Annotated in this window: 16 protein-coding genes and 2 pseudogenes; 8 read left to right on the forward strand and 10 right to left on the reverse strand. The window is 72.3% G+C overall.

Annotated features, from left to right (window positions below):
- Together AB0M16_RS24685 and AB0M16_RS24690 are read right to left on the reverse strand one after the other, a co-directional pair.
- A complete protein-coding gene (locus AB0M16_RS24685; protein WP_365346396.1) occupies positions 1 to 738 on the reverse strand; it encodes an ABC transporter ATP-binding protein in 738 nt (245 codons plus the stop codon).
- Positions 739 to 835: 97 nt separating this feature from the next.
- Positions 836 to 2,050, reverse strand: coding sequence for an MFS transporter (locus AB0M16_RS24690; RefSeq protein ID WP_365346398.1), 1,215 nt, complete (start codon positions 2,048 to 2,050; stop codon positions 836 to 838).
- 238 nt (positions 2,051 to 2,288) lie between these two features.
- On the opposite strand from AB0M16_RS24690, the gene AB0M16_RS24695 reads away from it, so the two are divergent.
- The 3 genes from AB0M16_RS24695 to fdhF are packed head-to-tail and all read left to right on the forward strand — an operon-like array spanning position 2,289 to position 6,978.
- Positions 2,289 to 2,546 carry an SHOCT domain-containing protein gene (locus AB0M16_RS24695; protein WP_365346486.1) on the forward strand — a complete coding sequence of 86 codons (258 nt, stop codon included), beginning with the start codon at positions 2,289 to 2,291 and terminating at the stop codon, positions 2,544 to 2,546.
- A gap of 53 nt (positions 2,547 to 2,599) precedes the next feature.
- Positions 2,600 to 4,288, forward strand: a complete 1,689-nt coding sequence (locus AB0M16_RS24700) for an NADH-ubiquinone oxidoreductase-F iron-sulfur binding region domain-containing protein (RefSeq protein WP_365346400.1) — start codon at positions 2,600 to 2,602, stop codon at positions 4,286 to 4,288.
- Entirely contained in the window at positions 4,285 to 6,978 is a 2,694-nt protein-coding gene (fdhF, locus tag AB0M16_RS24705; RefSeq protein ID WP_365346402.1) for a formate dehydrogenase subunit alpha, read from the forward strand. Before AB0M16_RS24700 ends, fdhF begins: the two co-directional genes overlap by 4 nt.
- A 30-nt stretch (positions 6,979 to 7,008) precedes the next feature.
- Here the strand turns inward: fdhF and AB0M16_RS24710 are convergent, their stop codons facing one another.
- The 4 genes from AB0M16_RS24710 to AB0M16_RS24725 are packed head-to-tail and all read right to left on the reverse strand — an operon-like array spanning position 7,009 to position 9,015.
- Positions 7,009 to 7,866 (reverse strand): universal stress protein, encoded by an 858-nt coding sequence (locus AB0M16_RS24710; RefSeq protein WP_365346404.1) that lies wholly within the window; start codon positions 7,864 to 7,866, stop codon positions 7,009 to 7,011.
- Positions 7,863 to 8,543, reverse strand: coding sequence for a CBS domain-containing protein (locus AB0M16_RS24715; protein WP_365346406.1), 681 nt, complete (start codon positions 8,541 to 8,543; stop codon positions 7,863 to 7,865). Before AB0M16_RS24715 ends, AB0M16_RS24710 begins: the two co-directional genes overlap by 4 nt.
- Complete coding sequence (locus AB0M16_RS24720) at positions 8,543 to 8,812, reverse strand: phosphopantetheine-binding protein (protein ID WP_365346408.1); 270 nt, start codon at positions 8,810 to 8,812, stop codon at positions 8,543 to 8,545. Before AB0M16_RS24720 ends, AB0M16_RS24715 begins: the two co-directional genes overlap by 1 nt.
- The gene (locus tag AB0M16_RS24725; protein WP_365346410.1) at positions 8,809 to 9,015 is read right to left on the reverse strand and encodes a 2-oxo acid dehydrogenase subunit E2; all 207 of its coding nucleotides are present in this window, start codon (positions 9,013 to 9,015) and stop codon (positions 8,809 to 8,811) included. The genes AB0M16_RS24720 and AB0M16_RS24725 overlap by 4 nt, the downstream gene beginning before the upstream one ends.
- 334 nt (positions 9,016 to 9,349) lie before the next feature.
- Between AB0M16_RS24725 and AB0M16_RS24730 the strand changes: the two are divergent.
- A pseudogene (locus AB0M16_RS24730) lies at positions 9,350 to 9,529 on the forward strand (DUF1918 domain-containing protein); the annotation flags it as partial.
- 25 nt (positions 9,530 to 9,554) lie between these two features.
- Here AB0M16_RS24730 and AB0M16_RS24735 read toward each other — a convergent pair.
- Entirely contained in the window at positions 9,555 to 10,154 is a 600-nt protein-coding gene (locus AB0M16_RS24735) for a CBS domain-containing protein (protein ID WP_365346412.1), read from the reverse strand.
- A 370-nt stretch (positions 10,155 to 10,524) separates the two neighbouring features.
- On the opposite strand from AB0M16_RS24735, the gene AB0M16_RS24740 reads away from it, so the two are divergent.
- From AB0M16_RS24740 to AB0M16_RS24750, 3 genes are all read left to right on the forward strand, one after another.
- Positions 10,525 to 11,424: a universal stress protein gene (locus AB0M16_RS24740; RefSeq protein WP_365346414.1), complete on the forward strand. Its 900-nt coding sequence runs from the start codon at positions 10,525 to 10,527 to the stop codon at positions 11,422 to 11,424.
- Positions 11,424 to 12,146: a pyridoxamine 5'-phosphate oxidase family protein gene (locus tag AB0M16_RS24745; RefSeq protein ID WP_365346416.1), complete on the forward strand. Its 723-nt coding sequence runs from the start codon at positions 11,424 to 11,426 to the stop codon at positions 12,144 to 12,146. The genes AB0M16_RS24740 and AB0M16_RS24745 overlap by 1 nt, the downstream gene beginning before the upstream one ends.
- Before the next feature lie 83 nt (positions 12,147 to 12,229).
- A complete protein-coding gene (locus AB0M16_RS24750) occupies positions 12,230 to 12,955 on the forward strand; it encodes a hypothetical protein (protein WP_365346418.1) in 726 nt (241 codons plus the stop codon).
- A gap of 55 nt (positions 12,956 to 13,010) precedes the next feature.
- On the opposite strand, the gene AB0M16_RS24755 is transcribed toward AB0M16_RS24750, so the two are convergent.
- Both AB0M16_RS24755 and AB0M16_RS24760 read right to left on the reverse strand, forming a co-directional pair.
- On the reverse strand, positions 13,011 to 13,289 hold the full coding sequence (locus AB0M16_RS24755; protein ID WP_365346420.1) for a DUF305 domain-containing protein: 279 nt from the start codon (positions 13,287 to 13,289) through the stop codon (positions 13,011 to 13,013).
- Positions 13,249 to 13,476, reverse strand: coding sequence for a DUF2933 domain-containing protein (locus AB0M16_RS24760; protein WP_365346422.1), 228 nt, complete (start codon positions 13,474 to 13,476; stop codon positions 13,249 to 13,251). Before AB0M16_RS24760 ends, AB0M16_RS24755 begins: the two co-directional genes overlap by 41 nt.
- A 161-nt stretch (positions 13,477 to 13,637) precedes the next feature.
- Between AB0M16_RS24760 and AB0M16_RS24765 the strand changes: the two genes are divergently transcribed.
- On the forward strand, positions 13,638 to 16,505 hold the full coding sequence (locus tag AB0M16_RS24765) for a heavy metal translocating P-type ATPase (RefSeq protein WP_365346423.1): 2,868 nt from the start codon (positions 13,638 to 13,640) through the stop codon (positions 16,503 to 16,505).
- On the opposite strand, the pseudogene AB0M16_RS24770 reads toward AB0M16_RS24765, so the two are convergent.
- Positions 16,443 to 17,231 (reverse strand): annotated as a pseudogene (locus tag AB0M16_RS24770) (universal stress protein); the annotation flags it as partial. The gene AB0M16_RS24765 and the pseudogene AB0M16_RS24770 sit on opposite strands and share 63 nt — an antisense overlap.
- Positions 17,232 to 17,255: the final 24 nt, after the last annotated feature.

Raw genomic sequence — 17,255 nt, forward strand, 5'->3', positions numbered from 1 at the left:
TCAGCCCTGAGGGAGGTCGCGGGTCGCCGCCGGGGCGGTGACGGCCTGGCGGACGTCGTCGACCAGTTGCCCGTCGCGCATGCGGATCAGTCGGGGGACGCGCGCGCCGATGGCGCTGTCGTGGGTGACCAGGACGATCGTCTGGCCCTCTTCCTGGTTGAGCTCGCACAGCAGGTTCATGATCTGGTCGGCCATCGCGCTGTCGAGGTTGCCGGTGGGTTCGTCCGCCCACACGATGGCCGGGCGTCCGGCCAGGGCGCGGGCGATGGTCACCCGCTGCTGTTCGCCTCCGGACATCTCGCTCGGCCGGTGCTCGACGCGGTGGCCGAGGCCGACCCGGTCGAGCATGGCGAGTGCCCTGCGACGTGCCTCGTGCGGCCGGGTGCCCACGAGCAGCAGGGGCAGTTCGACGTTCTCGACCGCGGAGAAGACGGGGATGAGGTTGAACGCCTGGAAGACGAAGCCCATGGTGTGGGCGCGGTGCTCCGTGCGCGCCGCGTCCGACATCGTGAACAGGTCGTGGCCGTCGACCTCGACCCGGCCGCCGTCGATGTCGTCGAGCCCCGACAGACAGTTGAGCAGCGTGGTCTTCCCGGAGCCGGACGGTCCCATGACTCCGACCATCTCTCCGTGGCGCACGAGGAGGTCCAGGTCGAGCAGGGCGGTGACCTCGACGGAGCCCGTCCGGTAGATCTTGCTGACGCCGGTGGCGACGAGGAGTGCCCGGTCGGTGTTCATGCTCTCCATCCCAACCTCTGGAAGAACGGGAGGCTACGGCCACCCAGGCCTTGAGAAGGGGCCGAAGGGCCCAATCGTCGCGGCTTCGCTGCTGTGATCAGGCGTCCGCGGTCACTCGGGCCCGTCTGCGGACGGCGGTGGCGGCCAGGGTTCCCGCGCCCGCCGCGGTCACGGCGAGGAGGACGAATCCCCACGTGTAGTCGTGCGCGACGCTGTCGATCGCTCCCATCACGAGGGGTGGGAAGAACCCTCCGAGCCCGCCGGCCGCACCGACCACTCCCGTCACCGCGCCGACGCGCTCGGCCGGAACCAGTCGTGCGACGAGCGCGAAGACCGCCCCGGACCCGGCACCCAGGCCCGCGGCCATGCCGAAGAATGCCGCCGTGCCCACGGGGACGAGGGCCGCCTCGAACGCCGCGACCAGGGCGCACGCCGAAACGCACCCGTACGACACCGTCAGTACGGGAACGGGATGGGTACGGTCCGACAGCCAGCCGCCCACAGGTCGCATCGCCACGGCGAGGACGACGAACCCCGCGGTCCGCAGTCCCGCGTCGGAGCGGCCGAGTTCGTAGGCCCTGGTGAGATACGTCGGCAGGTAGACGCTGAACGCGACGAACCCGCCGAAGGACACGGCGTACAGGAATGCCAGCTGCCAGGTGGCGGGCGTACGCACGGCCAGGGCCGTGCGCGAGACCATCGACCCCGTCGCCGTCGCGCGCCCCGGACGGTCGCGGAGCAGGAACCAGGCCACTCCGGCGTAGACCGCGAGGCCACCGGCCACGAGGTCGAAGGGGAAGGCCCGTCCGACGGCGTCGGCGAGCTGGACGGTGGTGAAGGCCGACAGGGCCGTTCCTCCGGTGCCGACGCCGAAGATGCCGAGGGCGGCGCCCCGCCGTGCGGGCGGGTACCAGGCGTTGACGAACGGCACGCCGACGGCGAAGGCCGTTCCCCCGAGCCCGAGGAGGAAGCCGCCGGCGAGCACCTCGCCCAACGAGTCGGCCAGGTGCCCCAGGTACAGCACGGGGAGGATCGTCAGCGCCGCGACGAGCGGGAAGACACGGCGTGCGCCCCAGCGGTCCGTCAACGCCCCCGCCGGGATCCGGCCGAGCGCGCCGACCACCACGGGAACGGCGACCACCAGCGACTGCTCGAAGGAGCTGAGGCCGAGGTCGTCCCGCAGCCGTGGGCCGAGAGGAGCGAGCAGCGCCCACGCCCAGAAGCAGAGCGCGAACCCGAGGGTGGCCAGGAGCAGCATCTGCCACGGCCGCGGCGCGTCCGCGACCGGCGGGCTCCCCGTATTCCGGACCATGGTGGCCTCCCGGCAGTGATCCGCGTGGACGGAGCGAGCCGTGCTGTTCCCCACTCTCGGCCGGTGGGCCTGCGGCTCCAAGGGCCACTCGTTCCCTTCCGTGACCGACCGGCCCCCGGTCGGGGGCCGCTCGGCCCTGTGCGGGCGTCCTGGGTCGACGCACGGTGGGAGTGGCGGACGGACCAGCAGCACGGCGTCCCGCTCCTGTGCCGGTCCGCCGCCGGGAGTGTGAGTGGCGATGATGTTCTGGTACGGCGACGGCATGAACGGATGGGGCTGGTTCGCCATGTCTGCTGGCATGGTGCTGTTCTGGGGCCTGCTCATCACCATCGCGGTGATGCTCTTCCGCACACTGGATCGCGCCTCGCAACGACCGCGGGGGTCTCGGCCCGCCACGTCGGCAGAGCAGATCCTGGGTGAGCGACTGGCGCGCGGTGAGATCGACGAGGAGGAGTACCGCCGGCGCCTGACCGCCCTGCGGAGCGCGGAACCGTGAGCCCCATGACCGGCCGGGATGCGGGCGGGGGACCGGCCGGTCACTCTGGGACCATGAGGACGTCCGGGGAGCCGGGCCGACGCTCAGATGCGCTCCGTGAGCTGACCGCGCGGCACGGAGGGGGCGGCGGGCTGTTGCCGGCCGCGCTGGAGCGTGCCAGGTCGGGTAGTGCTGAAGCGCCCTCGGCGTGGGCACCCCGAGCCGCCGAGGCAGTCGGACTGCCTGCTGCCGCGGGGCTCGGCCCCGCCACCTTCTTCGCCGATCTCGCCGCCCCGCGCGGCGAGCGGCATGTGCGGGTCTGCACCGCGACGGCGTGCTTCGCCGCGCGCGGCGGACGGCACCTGGCTGAGGTCGAACGGGCTCTCGGAGTGACGGCGGGCACGGTCGACGAGGCCGGTGCGACCTCGCTGCAGACCGTGCACTGCCTCGGCTACTGCTACGCGGGCCCCGCAGCCCTCGACGGTACCCGGCCCCGCGCCGGCCCGGACCTGGCCGACCAACTCCGCGGGCGGACGCAACCCCGCGCGCCGGGTATCCCCGCGGCTGACACCACTGGTGTGCCCGTCCTGCTCGCCGGCATCGTGGGAGGGCAGGACGCCTGGGACGTGTGGCGCCGGGCGGTGGCCGGGCTGCGGCCCGATGACGTGCAGCAGGAGACCGCCGCCGCGGGACTGCGCGGGCGGGGCGGCGCCGGGTTTCCTGTGGCCGACAAGTGGGCCGCCGCGGCGGGGAGGCCGGGCGCGGTCGTCGTCGCGAACGGCGACGAGGGCGACCCGGGCTCGTACGCCGACCGGCTGCTCATGGAGGAGGACCCCGAGCGCGTCCTCACCGGACTCGCCCTGGCCTGCTACGCCTGCGGCGCCCGGCGCGGGATCGTCCTGGTGCGCTCCGAGTACCCGAAGGCCATGGCGCGGCTGCGCCGGGCGGTGGAACGCGCGACGGAGGCGGGCGACCTGGCGACCTCCATCGAGGCAGCCGGCCCGCGGCCGTTCGTCGAGATCGTCGAAGGAGCCGGTTCCTACGTCGCCGGCGAGGAGACCGCCCTCATCGCCCGCCTCGAAGGTGCTCGCGGCTGCGCGCGCCCCCGGCCGCCCTATCCCACGGACCACGGCCTGTGGGACAGGCCGACCGTGGTCAACAACGTGGAGACGCTGGCGGCCGTGCCCTGGATCGTCGCCCACGGCGGAGCGTCCTACGCCCGGCGCGGCGTACCGGACGAGACCGGCACCAAGCTGGTGTGCCTCTCCGAACGCTTCGCCCGGCCCGGAGCCTACGAGGTCGAACTCGGCGCACCCGTGAGCGAGATCGTCACCCGGTTCGGGGGCGGCCTCAAGGACGGTCGCGAGCTCGTCGCCCTCCAGATCGGCGGGCCCCTCGGCGGCTTCCTCGCCGGGACCGCCCTCGACGTCCCGCTCACCACGGCAGCACTTACGGACCAGGGTGCCGCTCTCGGGCACGCCGGCATCGTCGGCTTCGACGCCTCCACCGATCCGTACGCACTCCTGCGGCATGTCTGGGAGTTCGCCGCCGACGAGAGCTGCGGAGCCTGCGCGCCCTGCCGGATCGGCACCCGGCGAGGGCTCGAACGCGCGCAGGGCCGGGGCGGCCCGGGGGAGTCCTACGAGCAGCTGGCACGGCTGATGGACGAGGCGAGCCTCTGTGCCTTCGGCAGGCGTGTTCCCGCCGCCGTCCGCAGCCTGGCCCGCGCCTACGGGCCGGCCCTGGAAGGATGGGACCGATGACTTGGGTCGAGGTCGACGGCGTCTCGGTCGAGGTGCCCGACGGGGCCTCGCTGCTCGACGCCGTACGTGCCACCGGAGCCGGCCTGCCCACCCTGTGTCACGACGACCGGCTCCGCCCGGTCGGCTCCTGCCGGACCTGCCTGGTCCGTGCAGGCGGCCGGACCGTCGCCGCCTGCGTGACACCCGCGACACCGGGCCTCACCGTCGACACCGCCGACGAGGGTGTGCGGAACCTGCGCCGGGACGCGGTCGCCCTGATCGCCTCGGCGCTCCCGCCGCACGCGCTCGCCGACGACGCGCCCAGTGAACTGGGCGACGCGTGCCGGGCCTTGGGGATCCCGCCGGGCACGGCGACCGGTGCTCCCACGCGCGGAGGCGACGAGAGTCACCCGTACGTCCATCTCGACCGGGACCTGTGCATCGCGTGCGGGCGTTGCGTCCGGATGTGCTCCGACGTTCAGGGCACCTTCGCGCTCACCCTCACCGGACGCGGCGCCGACACGGTGGTGGCGCCGGGGAGCGGCGGCACCTGGGCCGAGTCGGACTGCGTGTCCTGTGGCGGCTGTGTCGACACCTGCCCCACGGGGGCGATCACCCAGTCTGGACCCGGTCAGGGCATCACCTCACGGCAGGCGCCTGCTGACCGCGTCCGCACCACCTGCGGCTACTGCGGGGTCGGCTGCGCGCTGGACGTCGTCGTCCGCGAGGACCGTGTCGCCGCCGTGCTTCCGGCCCGGGACGGGCCGGTCAACCGGGGTCACGCCTGCGTCAAGGGTCGTTTCGCGTATGGGTACCTCGGCTCCGCCGAGCGTCTCACCGAGCCCCTGGTCCGTGAGAACGGGGTTCTGCGGCCCGCGAGTTGGGGCGAAGCGGTGGGACGAGTCGCCGACGGCCTGCGGGCTGCCGTCCGTGACGGCGGTCCCGACGCGGTCGCCGCGATCTCCTCCGCCCGCGCCACCAACGAGGAGAACTACCTCGTCCAGAAGTTCCTGCGGACCGTCATCGGCACCAACAACGTCGACAACTGCTCCCGCCTCTGCCACGCGCCCTCCGCCGCCGGCCTGACGGCTTCCTTCGGACGCGCCGGCGGCACCGACCCCTTCGACGACGTCGAGACCAGCGACTGCCTCCTGGTCGTCGGCGCCAATCCCGTCGAGGCCCACCCCGTCATCGGCGCCCGCCTCCTCCAACGGGCGCTCGAAGGCGCCACCCTGATCGTCGCCGACCCCCGGACCGTCGGACTCGCCCGCCACGCCGACCTGCACGTGCGCCCCCGCCCCGGCACCAACGTCGCCCTCTTCCACGGCCTCGCCCACGTCCTCGTCGCCGAAGGCATGACCGACCCGGACTTCCTCCGCGACCGCGCCACCGGGCTGGACGCACTCGCAGAGCTGTTGGCCGACTACACGCCCGAGCGGGTCGCCGCGATCACTGGCGTACCCGCCGACGACATCAGGGAGACCGCCCGGCTGTACGGACGCGCGGAACGTCCCGCCGTCCTGTACGGACTCGGTGTCACCGAGCACCTGCACGGCACCGACGGCGTACGCACCCTGGCGAACCTCCCCATCCTGCGCGGCGCCCTCGGCGGCACCGGCCGCGGGTTCGGCATCAGCCCCCTGCGCGGCCAGAACAACGTGCAAGGTGCATCCGACATGGGAGCCCTGCCCGACCTGCTCCCCGGCTACGGCCGTGTCACCGACCCGGATGCCCGAGCCCGGGCCGAGTCGGTGTGGGGCCGGCCGGTCCCACCGGTCCCGGGGCTGCGCATCCCCGAGATGTTCGCAGCGGCCCGGGAAGGCAGGCTGCGGGCGCTGTGGATCATCGGCGAGGACGTGTGCGCGACCGACCCCGACAGCCGCCGCGTCGCCGAGGCCCTGGACGCCTGCCCGCTCGTCGTCGTCAACGAGCTCTTCCTCGGCGAGACCGCGCGGCATGCCGATGTCGTCCTGCCCGTGGCCTCCTGGCTGGAGAAGGACGGGACCTTCGTCAACTTCGACCGCCGCTTCCAGCGCGTACGGCGAGCGGTGACTCCGCCCGGTACGGCGCGCTCCGACTTCGAGGTCATGCACGCCGTGGCCGACGCCCTCGGTGCAGACCTGGGCTGCCCCACCCCGGCGGCTGCTCTCGCGGAGTGCGGACGGGTGACCCCTCTCTTCGCGGGTCTCTCGCACGAGCGGCTCGACCAGGAGGGCGCGGTTCCCTGGCCTTGCCGCGCATCGGACCGACCGGGCGAAGCCACCCTGTACGCGGAGGAGTTCGCCACGCCCGACGGACGCGCCCACCTGTCGGCGGCCCCCTATCTGCCGCCCGGCGAGGAGCCGGACCGGGACTATCCCTTGGTGCTCGTCACAGGGCGCCGCTGGGCCCACTACAACTCCGGCAGCATGACCCGGCGCGGCGGAAACCTCCTCCTCGACGCGAACGACCGCCTGGACCTGAACCCGGAGGACGCCGCCCGGTTCGGGGTCCGGGACGGCACGCCGGTCACCGTCGAGAGCCGTCACGGACAGGCGCGGCTCGTCGCCCGCGTCGGGACGGAGCTCGCACCCGGGCAGGTCTTCTGCGCGTTCCATTTCCCTGACAGCGGCGTCAACTCCCTCACCTCGGAGCACGCCGACACCGCGACCTCGTGTCCGGAGTACAAGGTCACGGCGGTCAGGCTGCGGCCGACGGCGCCCGAGCCCTGACCGGCACCGGCACCGGCACAGGAACCGAGCTCAGGCGTGAGGCACGACAGCCACCGGCACGGGGCTGTGGTGCAGCACGGCGTGTGCCACGCTGCCGATGTGCGCGCCCAGCGCCGCTTGGCGCAGACGCCTGCCCACCACCACGAGCGCGGCGTCTCCGGCGGCCTCGACCAGCTCGAGTCCGGCGGATCCGATCGTCACGCGGGCGGCGGCCTCGACGTCGGGGTACTTCGCGCGCCAGGGCTCCAACAGCTCTTCCAGCGAACGCTCGATCTCCGGAGCCACGGCGAGGCGGATGTCCGGGACCATGGCGGGTCCGAGGCCGGCGAACAGCGGGAGCTGCTCCGTGTACACGACATGGACCTCGGAGTCACGCCGGGCGGCCTCCTCGAAGGCGAAACCCAGCACGGCGTCCACGGGCTGTCGCACATCGGTCCCCACCACAACGGGGCCCCTCGGAACGGTCGCCCCGCTACCGGCCCGAACCAGCACGACCGGCCGTTCGACCGCACCGGCGACCGTCAGGCCGACCGAGCCGAGCAGATAGCCGGCGACGCTGCCGAGGGCCCGGGAGCCGAGGACCAGCAGCTCGCCCTCCTCGGCCGCGGCGACGAGGCCCGGCACGGGACCCGCGGGCAGCAGGCGGGTGGTCACCGACAGGCCGGGACGGCGCTCGCGCAGGCGCGCGGCGGTGCGCGCCACCATCTCCTCGGCCCACGCGTCGTCAGACCCTCGTGGAACGAGTGACAGCACGGTCTCCGGCACCGGTTCCTTCGCGTACACCAGGTGAACGCCGGTGCCGCGCAGCAGCGCCTCTTCGGCCGCCCACTCTGCGGCGGCGTTCGCCTGTTCCGTGCCGTCCAGGCCGACCACGATGTTCCGCGTCATGATCGTGCACCTCCTCGTGCGGTGTCGTCGATGTCGTACGTGAGACGGGTGCAGGAGACCGAGACCACGCCGTCGACGGTCGCGACCATGCGCTCGATCGCCGGAATCATGCCCCGGAAGGGCAGCTTGCCGACGAGGTCCACCCGCCCGTCGCGGACCTCGACGGCGAGGGCGTTCGGTTCGAGACGGAGCGTGTCGCCGAGCACGTCCTCGACGATCTCCCGGTGGATGTCGTCGTCCTCGCGCAGGAAGATGCCCAGCAGGTCGTGGCGGCTCACGATGCCCAGCAGCCGGTCCTCGTCGTCGACGACGACGAGCCGCTTGACTCCTTGGACCTCCATCAGCCGTGCCGCCTCCGCCACGGTCCAGTCCGGGCGGGCGCAGACGGCAGGCGCGGACATCAGCTCCTCGGCTCTGGTCCCCTCGGCCTTCGCCCGCTCCCACGCGTCCAGGTCCGGCACGGCCGGCCGATCACCCGGTGCGTCGGCTCGGTCGGCGGTCTTGCGCAGCAGATCCCCCTCCGACACCACCCCGACCACCCTGCCCGCGCCGTCCACCACCGGCACTGCGGTCACCCGGCGCCGCGACAGCGTGCGGGCGACCTCCTTGAAGGGATCGGCACCGTGGACGCTCACCACCTCGCGGGTCATCAGCTCGCCGATCCTGCGGTGACGCATCACCCTCTCCTTCCGTTCGTGTACGCACGTGCCTCGCCCGCCAGGCGAGCGGCGCAGCCGTCCCAGGTGTCGAGGGCCGGACAGGCGTCTTCAGCGAGTTCCCTCCCCCTGAGTTCGGCGAGCGCCTCGACGGGTTCGACGGAGTCCGGCGAATCCACCTCGAACGTGTCCCGCAGTGACACGTCGCGATCGAGCCCCGCGAACTCGGCGCCGGGTACGACGCGCTGGACGGCTCGCCGGACGAACTCCTGTGCCTGGTCGTGGTTCACAGTTCCTCCGGGTGTTGCAGGAGTCGGTCCAGGGCGGTCAGGAGACGCGCGCCGGTGGCTCCGTCGGCGGCTCGGTGATCGGCGGACAGCGTCGTCGTCAGCACGGGACGTACTCCCGGCAGGCCGTTCACGGCGACCGGCCGTTCGACGATCCGACCGAGGCCGACGAGTGCGACCTGCGGCGGGTAGACGACGCCGAACACCGCCTGGACGCCCTGATGAACGGGGCCTGTGGGGCGGCGGTGACCACTTCGTGGGTCATGACCTCGAAAACCGTGCGGTGCTGCATGACGGTCCTCCTTCACGGGACGTGGCGGCCCCGTCAGGTCTCACCCTGCTGCGCGCAGCCCTTCTTCGGGCAGTGCCGAATGGTCCCCTTCCGGGACTGTTCGCCCCTATGGCGGTCGGCAGGCCGGGATGCACGGTGGAAGGCGAGAGCGCCGGTCTCGGAGTGCCGAGGTCGGGTGCGTGGGCCGGGAGGCGAGAACCATGACTGCGACCGGAACACGGCAAGGCCAGGAGAAGCCACGCGCCGGGCTGTGGGCTCATGTCGGCGACCGGTTGATCGTGGGTGGTTCCACGGTCGGGGACGAGGGACGTGACGGTGAGATCGTCGGGCTGCACCACGCCGACGGAACTCCCCCCTTCGACGTCCGATGGTCGGACACGGGCCGGGTCACTCTGGTGTTCCCGGGCCCGGACGCGCGGGTCCAGCACTTTCCGACGCATGACACGAAGGCGGCTACGCGGTCGTGAACTCCGCCGCCGCGTCCACCACGCCGGGCACCGCCCGTGTGAGCCGCAGGGCCAGATCCGTAGGAACAGACTGTGGCAGGCTTCCGGTGAGCGTCACCGCGCCGTCTGTGACCCGTACGGTGAGTGCGGCGTCGCCTTCAGGGATCAGATGCGTGAGGGGCTCGTGGCGTACGTCTTCGGCGAGTTCGGCGTCTGAGCGCAGGTAGACCTTGAGCAGGTCGCCCCGGCTGACGACACCGACCGGGCGGCCGTCCTCGTCCACCACGGGAAGCCGCTTGAGATGTCCCCGCCCCATCAGCCGTGCGGCCCCCGCGATCGTGGCCTCGCGCGGCACGGTGACGGCCGGCGACGACATCAGGCTGCCCGCCGTCGCTGGTCCTGCGCCCTCCCGGTCCTCTCCCGGAACCTTGCCGAGTACGTCCGCCTCGGACACCACACCGACCACACGCCCCTCGGCCGACAGGACGGGAACGGCGCTCACGCCCCAGCTGCGTATGGACCGGACGATCTCCTTCACCGGTGCGTCGAGCCTGGCGGAGACCACCGCATGGGTCATCACGTCGTCGACGGTACGTGGGTGCTTCATGACGGGCCTCCGGTACTCCTGCGCCCCGAGTCCTGTTGCTGCGAGGGTGTCGCCGCCGGGCGGCGGACGACAAGGGCCGAAAGGGGCACGTCGGAACCCGGTCAGCCCTGGCGCGGACCGTCGACCGGCGCTTTCCTGGAATCGAGGAGGGGCCGGCGCCCAGGGACGCGGGGAAGCGGCTGGGAGCCGCGCACCGCGCGATCAGGATCCGCGAGAAGCGGATGGGCCCCTCCTTTCGTCGTGTCTCGGTGCCGCCTCCGCGCTTGGTCCGGGCGGACGGTGTCCGGGGCCGACCGGCCCTACCCGGTGCCTGCCGCCCGGTGCGAGCGTGGCAGCAGGTCACCACTGGACCCGGAAGGCGGTGGGGACGATGGAATCGCCCCTGGTGGTGGGAGTAGACGGTTCCGACGGCAGTCTCACGGCTCTGGACTGGGCCGTCGACGAAGCGCTATGGCGTGGGCTTTCCCTGCGGATCGTCCATGCCTCGATGTGGGAACGGTACGAGGGAGTCGTCCCGAGCTGGGCCACGCACCGGCCCTCGGGCCAGGTCCTCGCCGAGAACATCGTCGGCACCGCGGCCGAACGCGCGCGACGCCGCGCACCCGACCTCTCCCTCACCACCGACGTCCTCGCCGAGGACGCCTCCACCGGGCTGCTCAGGGAGGGGCGTGAGGGCTCGATCCTCGTCGTGGGATCCCGGGGACGCGGCGAGTTCGCCGACCTTCTGCTCGGATCCGTCAGCCTCGTCGTGGCTGCCCGGGCCCACTGCCCGGTCGTCGTCGTCCGTGGAGACCGACATGCCCTGGAGGCACGCCACGTGCGCATCCTGCTCGGCCTGGGAGACCACGACGTGGACTCGCCGGCCGTGTGGTTCGCCTTCCGTGAGGCGGCAGCCCGGGAGGCGGAACTCGACGTCGTCCGCGCCTGGCGACGACCGGCGCATGGACCGGCCGACCACCTGCTGATGAAGCGCGCCGGGGGAGCCTACTTCACGGAGGAGTCCACCGAACTGCTCGACAAGGCCCTTGAGGCCGCGGCGTCCGAACATCCCCAGGTGCGTCTGCGCAGGAGCTCGGTCGAGGGCCCCGCCCACAAGATACTGACCGAGCGCTCGGCCGCCACCGACCTGCTGGTCGTCGGGGCGCGACGCCGGGACGGGCTCGTCGGCCTGGAACTCGGCAGGGTCGCCCACCGTGCCCTGCACCACGCCTCGTGTCCGGTCGCCGTCGTACCCCAACGGAGTCCGGAGCCCATGGAAGGAGACCGGTGATGAACACGGCCGATGACCGGCACGCGCCGCACGTGACGAGCGACCTGGGCCGCCGCGTCGCGGCACGACGCGCGCAACTCGGCCTGTCCCGGGAGGAAGTGGCCGAACGGGCCGGCTCCGCACCGGGCTTCATCGCCTATGTCGAGGAGCAGGTGCCGACCCCTGGGGTTGAATTCCTGGTCCGGCTCGCGAACGCCCTGGAGACCACTGTCCAGGATCTCACCGGGTACCGGGTGGACCTGGCGCCCGGAGGAGGCCACGCCGCGCACGGTGCACGGCTGGAGGAGATCGGCGAGGCCGAGTGCTGGGAGCTGCTCGACGGCCACGGAGTCGGCCGGGTCGCCGTCGAGGAACGGGACGGCCTGGCGGTCTTCCCCGTGAACTACCGCGTCGTCGGTGGGGAGATCGTCTTCATGACCGCCGCGGACTCGTCCCTCGCGCGCGCTTCGGCGTCCGGCGCGGACGTCGCCTTCGAGGAGGACCGCCTGGACGAAGCGTTCAGCCAGGGCTGGAGCGTGCTCCTCGTCGGTCCGGTGCGCACGGTGTCGGACGAGGCGTCGGTACTGAGGATCACGGACGCCGGCCGCCCGGAGCCGTGGGCCGGGGACGGGCGCGACACCATCGTGACGCTCTCGCCGCGACGCGTGACCGGCCGCCGCATCCGGGTTCCTGGCGCGCCCGGCACGCCGTCCGGGTCTGCTGACCCAGGGGCGCGTATGTGATCCGTGAGCCGGGCGGGCTCGAATCCGCTGTGGCGGGCGTGCCCGCACGCCCCCATGCGTGGCACCTGGTGCACACTGCCGACATGGCCGAGGACGAGGAGCAGCTCAGCCCACCTGAGTCGCTGTTGCAGTTGATCGAGAATCTCGCGCGGTTCCATCGTGAACATGAGGAGTACTACGCACAGGCGCCGTTGCGCCAGGCCGGCGAGCTGCAGGCGCGATCCCGGGCGCGGAAGGCGCTGGCCGACCGGTGGAGCGTGATCGGAGCGGGCGAGCAGGCGTCGCCGGTCGCGTTCGCCGGCACGGAGGACCTGAATGCCCCCGGGCTCGTCGCGGAGTCGGGGATTCTCTTCATGGAGGGAGAGGGTGAGCCACCCGAACTGCAGAGACTGAAGCGTGAGGTCGGGCTGCTGGCGGACGACCTTGAGCAGACGGGAGCCTGGCTGGCCGGGGCGATGGAGCAGGCGTGGGAGATGGCGGGTGGCTTGGCTGCGTATCCGGCGCTGGCCGACCTGCTCGGGGAGCGGCACCGAATCATCGCCGACGACTGGCAGTCGGCGGGCCTGCAGGCCCTGATGGCGCGGCTGCTGCGACGCGCCCTTGACCTGCTGGCCCGCGTCGACTTCGCCCCGGCGGCGCTGCGCGCCGACCTGGGCGGCGATCGGACGGCCCCTTCCTACCTCTATTCGGCCTCGGAACTGCTGGACCGGGCGGCTGACCTGATGACGGAGTCGGCGACGCTGGTCCACGGCAACGAGGGGCGCTGGCGCGTCTTCCGCACCCGGGTTCGCGCCTTGCAGTCCGCGTAGGCCGAGCCTCGGAGGGACGGACGCGCCGTCTGAGATGACTACCGGTGTCGGTCCGTCAGTTTCCGTTGAGCATCTCGCGCATGTGGGCGATCTCGGCGGTCTGGGTCTTGATGATCTGGTCGGCGAGGTCCATGGCGGGGCCGTGGGCGCCGTTCTGCTTCTCGGTCCTGGCCACGGCGATCGCGCCTTCGTGGTGTTCGATCATCATGGCCAGGAACATGGTGCCGAAGGTGCGGTCGGAGGCACGGTCGAGGTCCGATACCTGCCGGTTGCTCATCATGCCGCGCATGGTGTCAACCGTCTTGCCCCAGCCGGGGTGGTGCATGCCGTCCATGCCTTCGGGGATCGTGGTCGCGACCGGCCTGGTCATGCATGCCGCGCATCATGAAGAACATCATCAGCGGGCATGCGAGCGCGGCGCCCAGGATCGCCAGGGTGGCGACGGGGACGCCGAGAGCAAAGGCGCCGACGACGGCGATGGCCGCGGCGAGGGCGTACAGGCCCCACTGGTTCCGCTTCATCGCGGGCCTCCTTCGTCACTTTGACCGTCTCTCCGGCAGACGGATGGGGAGAGGGGCCGGACGGTCCCTGCTCGGACCGTCCGGCCCTGCCGGCAGAGGTGGCCCGGGCGGACGCCGCGGGGGAGGCTGGTTGGTGAAGGTGCGCGAGGAGGCGATGGGGAATGTCTGTCGTGGACGTGATCGTCATCGTGCTCGCCGTCGGCCTCATCGCCGTGCTGGCCTGGTACTTCTTCGGCCCGCGGAAGGCCGGCACGGCCCGTATGGACGGAGGCGTGCAGCGAGCCGATGTGACCGTGCGGGGCGGCTACAGCCCGAACCTGATCAAGGTCCGCCAGGGCGTACCTGTCGAGCTCGTCTTCGACCGCCAGGAGGCCGGCGAATGCACCTCCCGCGTCGTGTTTCCTGATCTGAAGGTCGGGGCCGGCCTGCCCGCCCACACCCGCACGACCGTCCGGCTGAACCCTGACCGGCCCGGCAGCTACGGGTTCGCGTGCGGCATGAACATGATCCACGGGACCCTCGTCGTCGAGCCCGCCGACGGCGGAGCACCGGAACCGAGCGCGGTACGGGGCGGAGAGGCGGCGCCGGGCGTGGGGGAGCCGTCGGCGGAGGACGCGGAGGCGGCCGACATCGCCGAGCGCCGGGCGGAGATCAGGGATCTGACCCGCCGCGTCGTCGTGGGCGCGGTGCTCACCGCGCCGGTGCTGTTCGCCGTGATGGCGCACGAGCTGTTCGGCGCCGACTGGGTGCCCGGCTGGATGCTGAACCACTGGTTCCAGCTCGCACTGATCACGCCGGTGATGCTCTACACCGGCCGGCCCGTGCACCTCACCGGCTGGCTGGCCCTGCGTCACCGGTCGGCGGACATGAACTCCCTGATCACCCTGGGCACCAGCGCCGCCTACGGATTCAGTCTGATCGTCACCCTCGCCCCAGGGCTGCTCCCCGAGGACGTACGGGAGGTGTACTTCGAAGCGGTCGGCGTCATCCTGACCCTGATCCTGCTGGGCCGCCTTCTGGAGGCACGCGCCAAGGCCGGCACGGGCGAGGCCATCCGCGCTCTGATCGGCCTGCAGGCCCGCACCGCACGCGTCCTGCGCGACGGCGCCGAGACCGAGATACCCGTCGACGAGGTGGTCGTCGGGGACGAGGTCGTCATCCGCCCCGGCGAGAAGGTCCCCGTCGACGCCGAGGTCCTGTCGGGCTCGTCCGCCGTGGACGAGTCGATGGTGACGGGCGAGCCGATGCCGGTCACGAAACACGCGGGCGACGGCGTCATCGGTGCCACCGTCAACACCACCGGTTCCCTGCGGGTGCGCGCGGCCAAGGTCGGCGCGGACACCATGCTCGCCCAGATCATCCGGTTGGTGCAGCAGGCGCAGGCGTCCAAGGCTCCGATCCAGCGCCTCGCCGACGCGATCTCCGCCTACTTCGTCCCGGCGGTCATCGGCATCGCGATCGCGACCTTCGCTCTCTGGTACACGGTCGGACCCGCGCCGGCGCTCACTCTCGCCCTGGTCTCCGCCGTCGCCGTCCTGATCATCGCCTGCCCCTGTGCCCTCGGCCTGGCCACCCCGCTGTCGGTCATGGTCGGCACCGGCAAAGGTGCGCAGGCGGGCATCCTCATCCGCTCCGCGGAAGCCCTGGAGACCGCCCACAAGCTCGACACCGTCGTCCTCGACAAGACCGGCACGGTCACCATCGGCCGTCCCGTACTCACCGACGTCCGCCCCGCCGAAGGAGTCGACGAAGCCGAACTCCTGCGGCTCGTCGCCGCCGCCGAGACCGACAGCGAACACCCCCTCGCCCGGGCCATCGTCTCCGGCGCCCGCGACCGCGGCCTTCAGCCGCCGACCGCGACCGGCTTCGACTCCGTCACCGGCAAGGGCGTCCGCGCCATGGCCCACGGCCACACCATCCTGGTCGGCACCACCCGCCTCCTCCACGACGCCGGCGTCGACACCACCCCGCTCGCCGCCGTCGCCGCGGACCTCGCGGCCGAGGGGAGGACACCCGTCCTCGCCGCGGTCGACGGCCGCCCCGCCGGGGTGCTCGCCGTCGCCGACACCGTCAAGGAGGACTCGGCCCAGGCCATCGCGGCCCTGCGACGCCTGGACACCGAGGTCGTCATGCTCACCGGCGACAACGCCCGCACCGCCACGGCCATCGCCGCCTCCGTCGGCATCCCCCGGGTCCTGGCCGAGGTGCTGCCCGAGCACAAGACCGACGAGATCCGACGCCTCCAGGCGGAGGGGCGGACCGTCGCCATGGTGGGCGACGGCATCAACGACGCCCCCGCCCTCGCTCAGGCAGATGTCGGACTGGCCATCGGCACCGGCACGGACGTCGCCATCGAATCCGCTGACATCACCCTCATCTCCGGCTCCCTCGCCGGGGTCGTCACCGCCGTCCGCCTCTCGAAGGCGACCATGCGCAACATCAAGCAGAACCTGTTCTTCGCCCTCGTCTACAACGCCGTCGGCATCCCGATCGCAGCCGGTGCCCTCTATCCCCTGTGGGGCATCCGCCTCAGCCCGATCATCGCCGCGGCCGCGATGGCCCTGTCTTCTTTGTCCGTCGTCACCAACGCCTCCCGCCTGCGCCGCTGGCGCCCCGCACCGCTGCCCGAAGCGGGCGCCCCGTCACAGCCGGAGGTCGAGACCGCGACCGACGCCACGGGGCGAACGGACGGCCCGGACGGAAGCGAAGTGGCCGTCGACCCCGTGTGCGGCATGGAAGTCGACCCCGTGACCGCACCCGAACACCGGGCCGGCCCAGCCGGCCCGCTGCACTTCTGCTCCACCCACTGCGCCACCGCCTACGACGCTGCTCCCGACCGCTACACGCCTTCCACCGGGCAGCGGCATCCGCAGAGGACGGAGCGAGGAGGCGACGACTCACATCAAGGGGACGACGGCGACCGGCGCGGGGCTGTGGTGGATGACCGCGTGGGCGACATGGCCGAGATGCGCGCCGAGAGGGACCTTCCGGCTCCGTCGTCCCACGATGACAAGCTGCGCGGTCCGTGACGCCTCGACCAGCTGGTACGCAGGCGGGCCCACCGGCGAAACGACCGCCACGTCAACGCCCGCGTACCGCTTCCTCCACGGTTCCACGAGATCGTCCAGACCCCCGAGGAGGTGGCCGCCCACCTCCTCGCCGATCCCCGGGTCCATGACGGCCGCGTAGCCGTACGAGGCGGGAAGCGTCCAGCTGTGCAGGAACCGCAGCGGCGTGTTCCTGCGGGCGGCTTCGTTGAACGAGAACGCGAGCAGGGCGTCGCACGGGTGGTAGATGTCGACGCCCACCACGATCCCGCCTTCGGGAACCACCGGGGTGCCCTCCGCGCGCACGAGGACGACTGGCCCGCGCGCCGCGCCCACGACGGCAAGGGAGACCGAGCCGACGAGGAAGCCACGGACTCCACCGAGCCCCCGAGACCCGAGCACCGTCAGATCCGCCTCGTTCGCCGCGGCCGTCAGTTCCTCGGCCGCACGGCCCCGCGCACGCTCCGTGAGCACCTCAAGGCCGGGATGGTCCTTCCGCACACGGTCTGCCTCGTCCCGCAGGAGACTCTCGGCCCCCTCGCCCAGGGTGCGGACGTAGGGCAGGGGCACGTCAGGGGTGCTCGGCCACTCCTCCACGTGCACCAGACGCAGGGACTCTTCGCGCAACACCGCTGCCGTCGCTGCCCAACCCACGGCGGCGAGGCTTTCCCGCGACCCGTCCAGACCGACGGTGACCTGAGCCGTCATGGCGTGCCTCCTCAGCCGTGTCCG

Source organism: Streptomyces sp. NPDC051921 (assembly GCF_040680975.1).
Lineage (GTDB): Bacteria > Actinomycetota > Actinomycetes > Streptomycetales > Streptomycetaceae > Streptomyces.

Bases quoted from the DNA above. Each gene is read 5' to 3' on its own strand.
- AB0M16_RS24755 (WP_365346420.1), bottom strand. From the start codon at position 13,289: ATGGACGGCATGCACCACCCCGGCTGGGGCAAGACGGTTGACACCATG.
- AB0M16_RS24750 (WP_365346418.1), top strand. From the start codon at position 12,230: ATGGCCGAGGACGAGGAGCAGCTCAGCCCACCTGAGTCGCTGTTGCAG.
- AB0M16_RS24685 (WP_365346396.1), bottom strand. From the start codon at position 738: ATGAACACCGACCGGGCACTCCTCGTCGCCACCGGCGTCAGCAAGATC.
- AB0M16_RS24710 (WP_365346404.1), bottom strand. From the start codon at position 7,866: ATGACGCGGAACATCGTGGTCGGCCTGGACGGCACGGAACAGGCGAAC.
- fdhF (WP_365346402.1), top strand. From the start codon at position 4,285: ATGACTTGGGTCGAGGTCGACGGCGTCTCGGTCGAGGTGCCCGACGGG.
- AB0M16_RS24700 (WP_365346400.1), top strand. From the start codon at position 2,600: ATGAGGACGTCCGGGGAGCCGGGCCGACGCTCAGATGCGCTCCGTGAG.
- AB0M16_RS24740 (WP_365346414.1), top strand. From the start codon at position 10,525: ATGGAATCGCCCCTGGTGGTGGGAGTAGACGGTTCCGACGGCAGTCTC.
- AB0M16_RS24715 (WP_365346406.1), bottom strand. From the start codon at position 8,543: ATGCGTCACCGCAGGATCGGCGAGCTGATGACCCGCGAGGTGGTGAGC.
- AB0M16_RS24690 (WP_365346398.1), bottom strand. From the start codon at position 2,050: ATGGTCCGGAATACGGGGAGCCCGCCGGTCGCGGACGCGCCGCGGCCG.
- AB0M16_RS24735 (WP_365346412.1), bottom strand. From the start codon at position 10,154: ATGAAGCACCCACGTACCGTCGACGACGTGATGACCCATGCGGTGGTC.
- AB0M16_RS24695 (WP_365346486.1), top strand. From the start codon at position 2,289: ATGATGTTCTGGTACGGCGACGGCATGAACGGATGGGGCTGGTTCGCC.
- AB0M16_RS24745 (WP_365346416.1), top strand. From the start codon at position 11,424: ATGAACACGGCCGATGACCGGCACGCGCCGCACGTGACGAGCGACCTG.
- AB0M16_RS24760 (WP_365346422.1), bottom strand. From the start codon at position 13,476: ATGAAGCGGAACCAGTGGGGCCTGTACGCCCTCGCCGCGGCCATCGCC.
- AB0M16_RS24765 (WP_365346423.1), top strand. From the start codon at position 13,638: ATGTCTGTCGTGGACGTGATCGTCATCGTGCTCGCCGTCGGCCTCATC.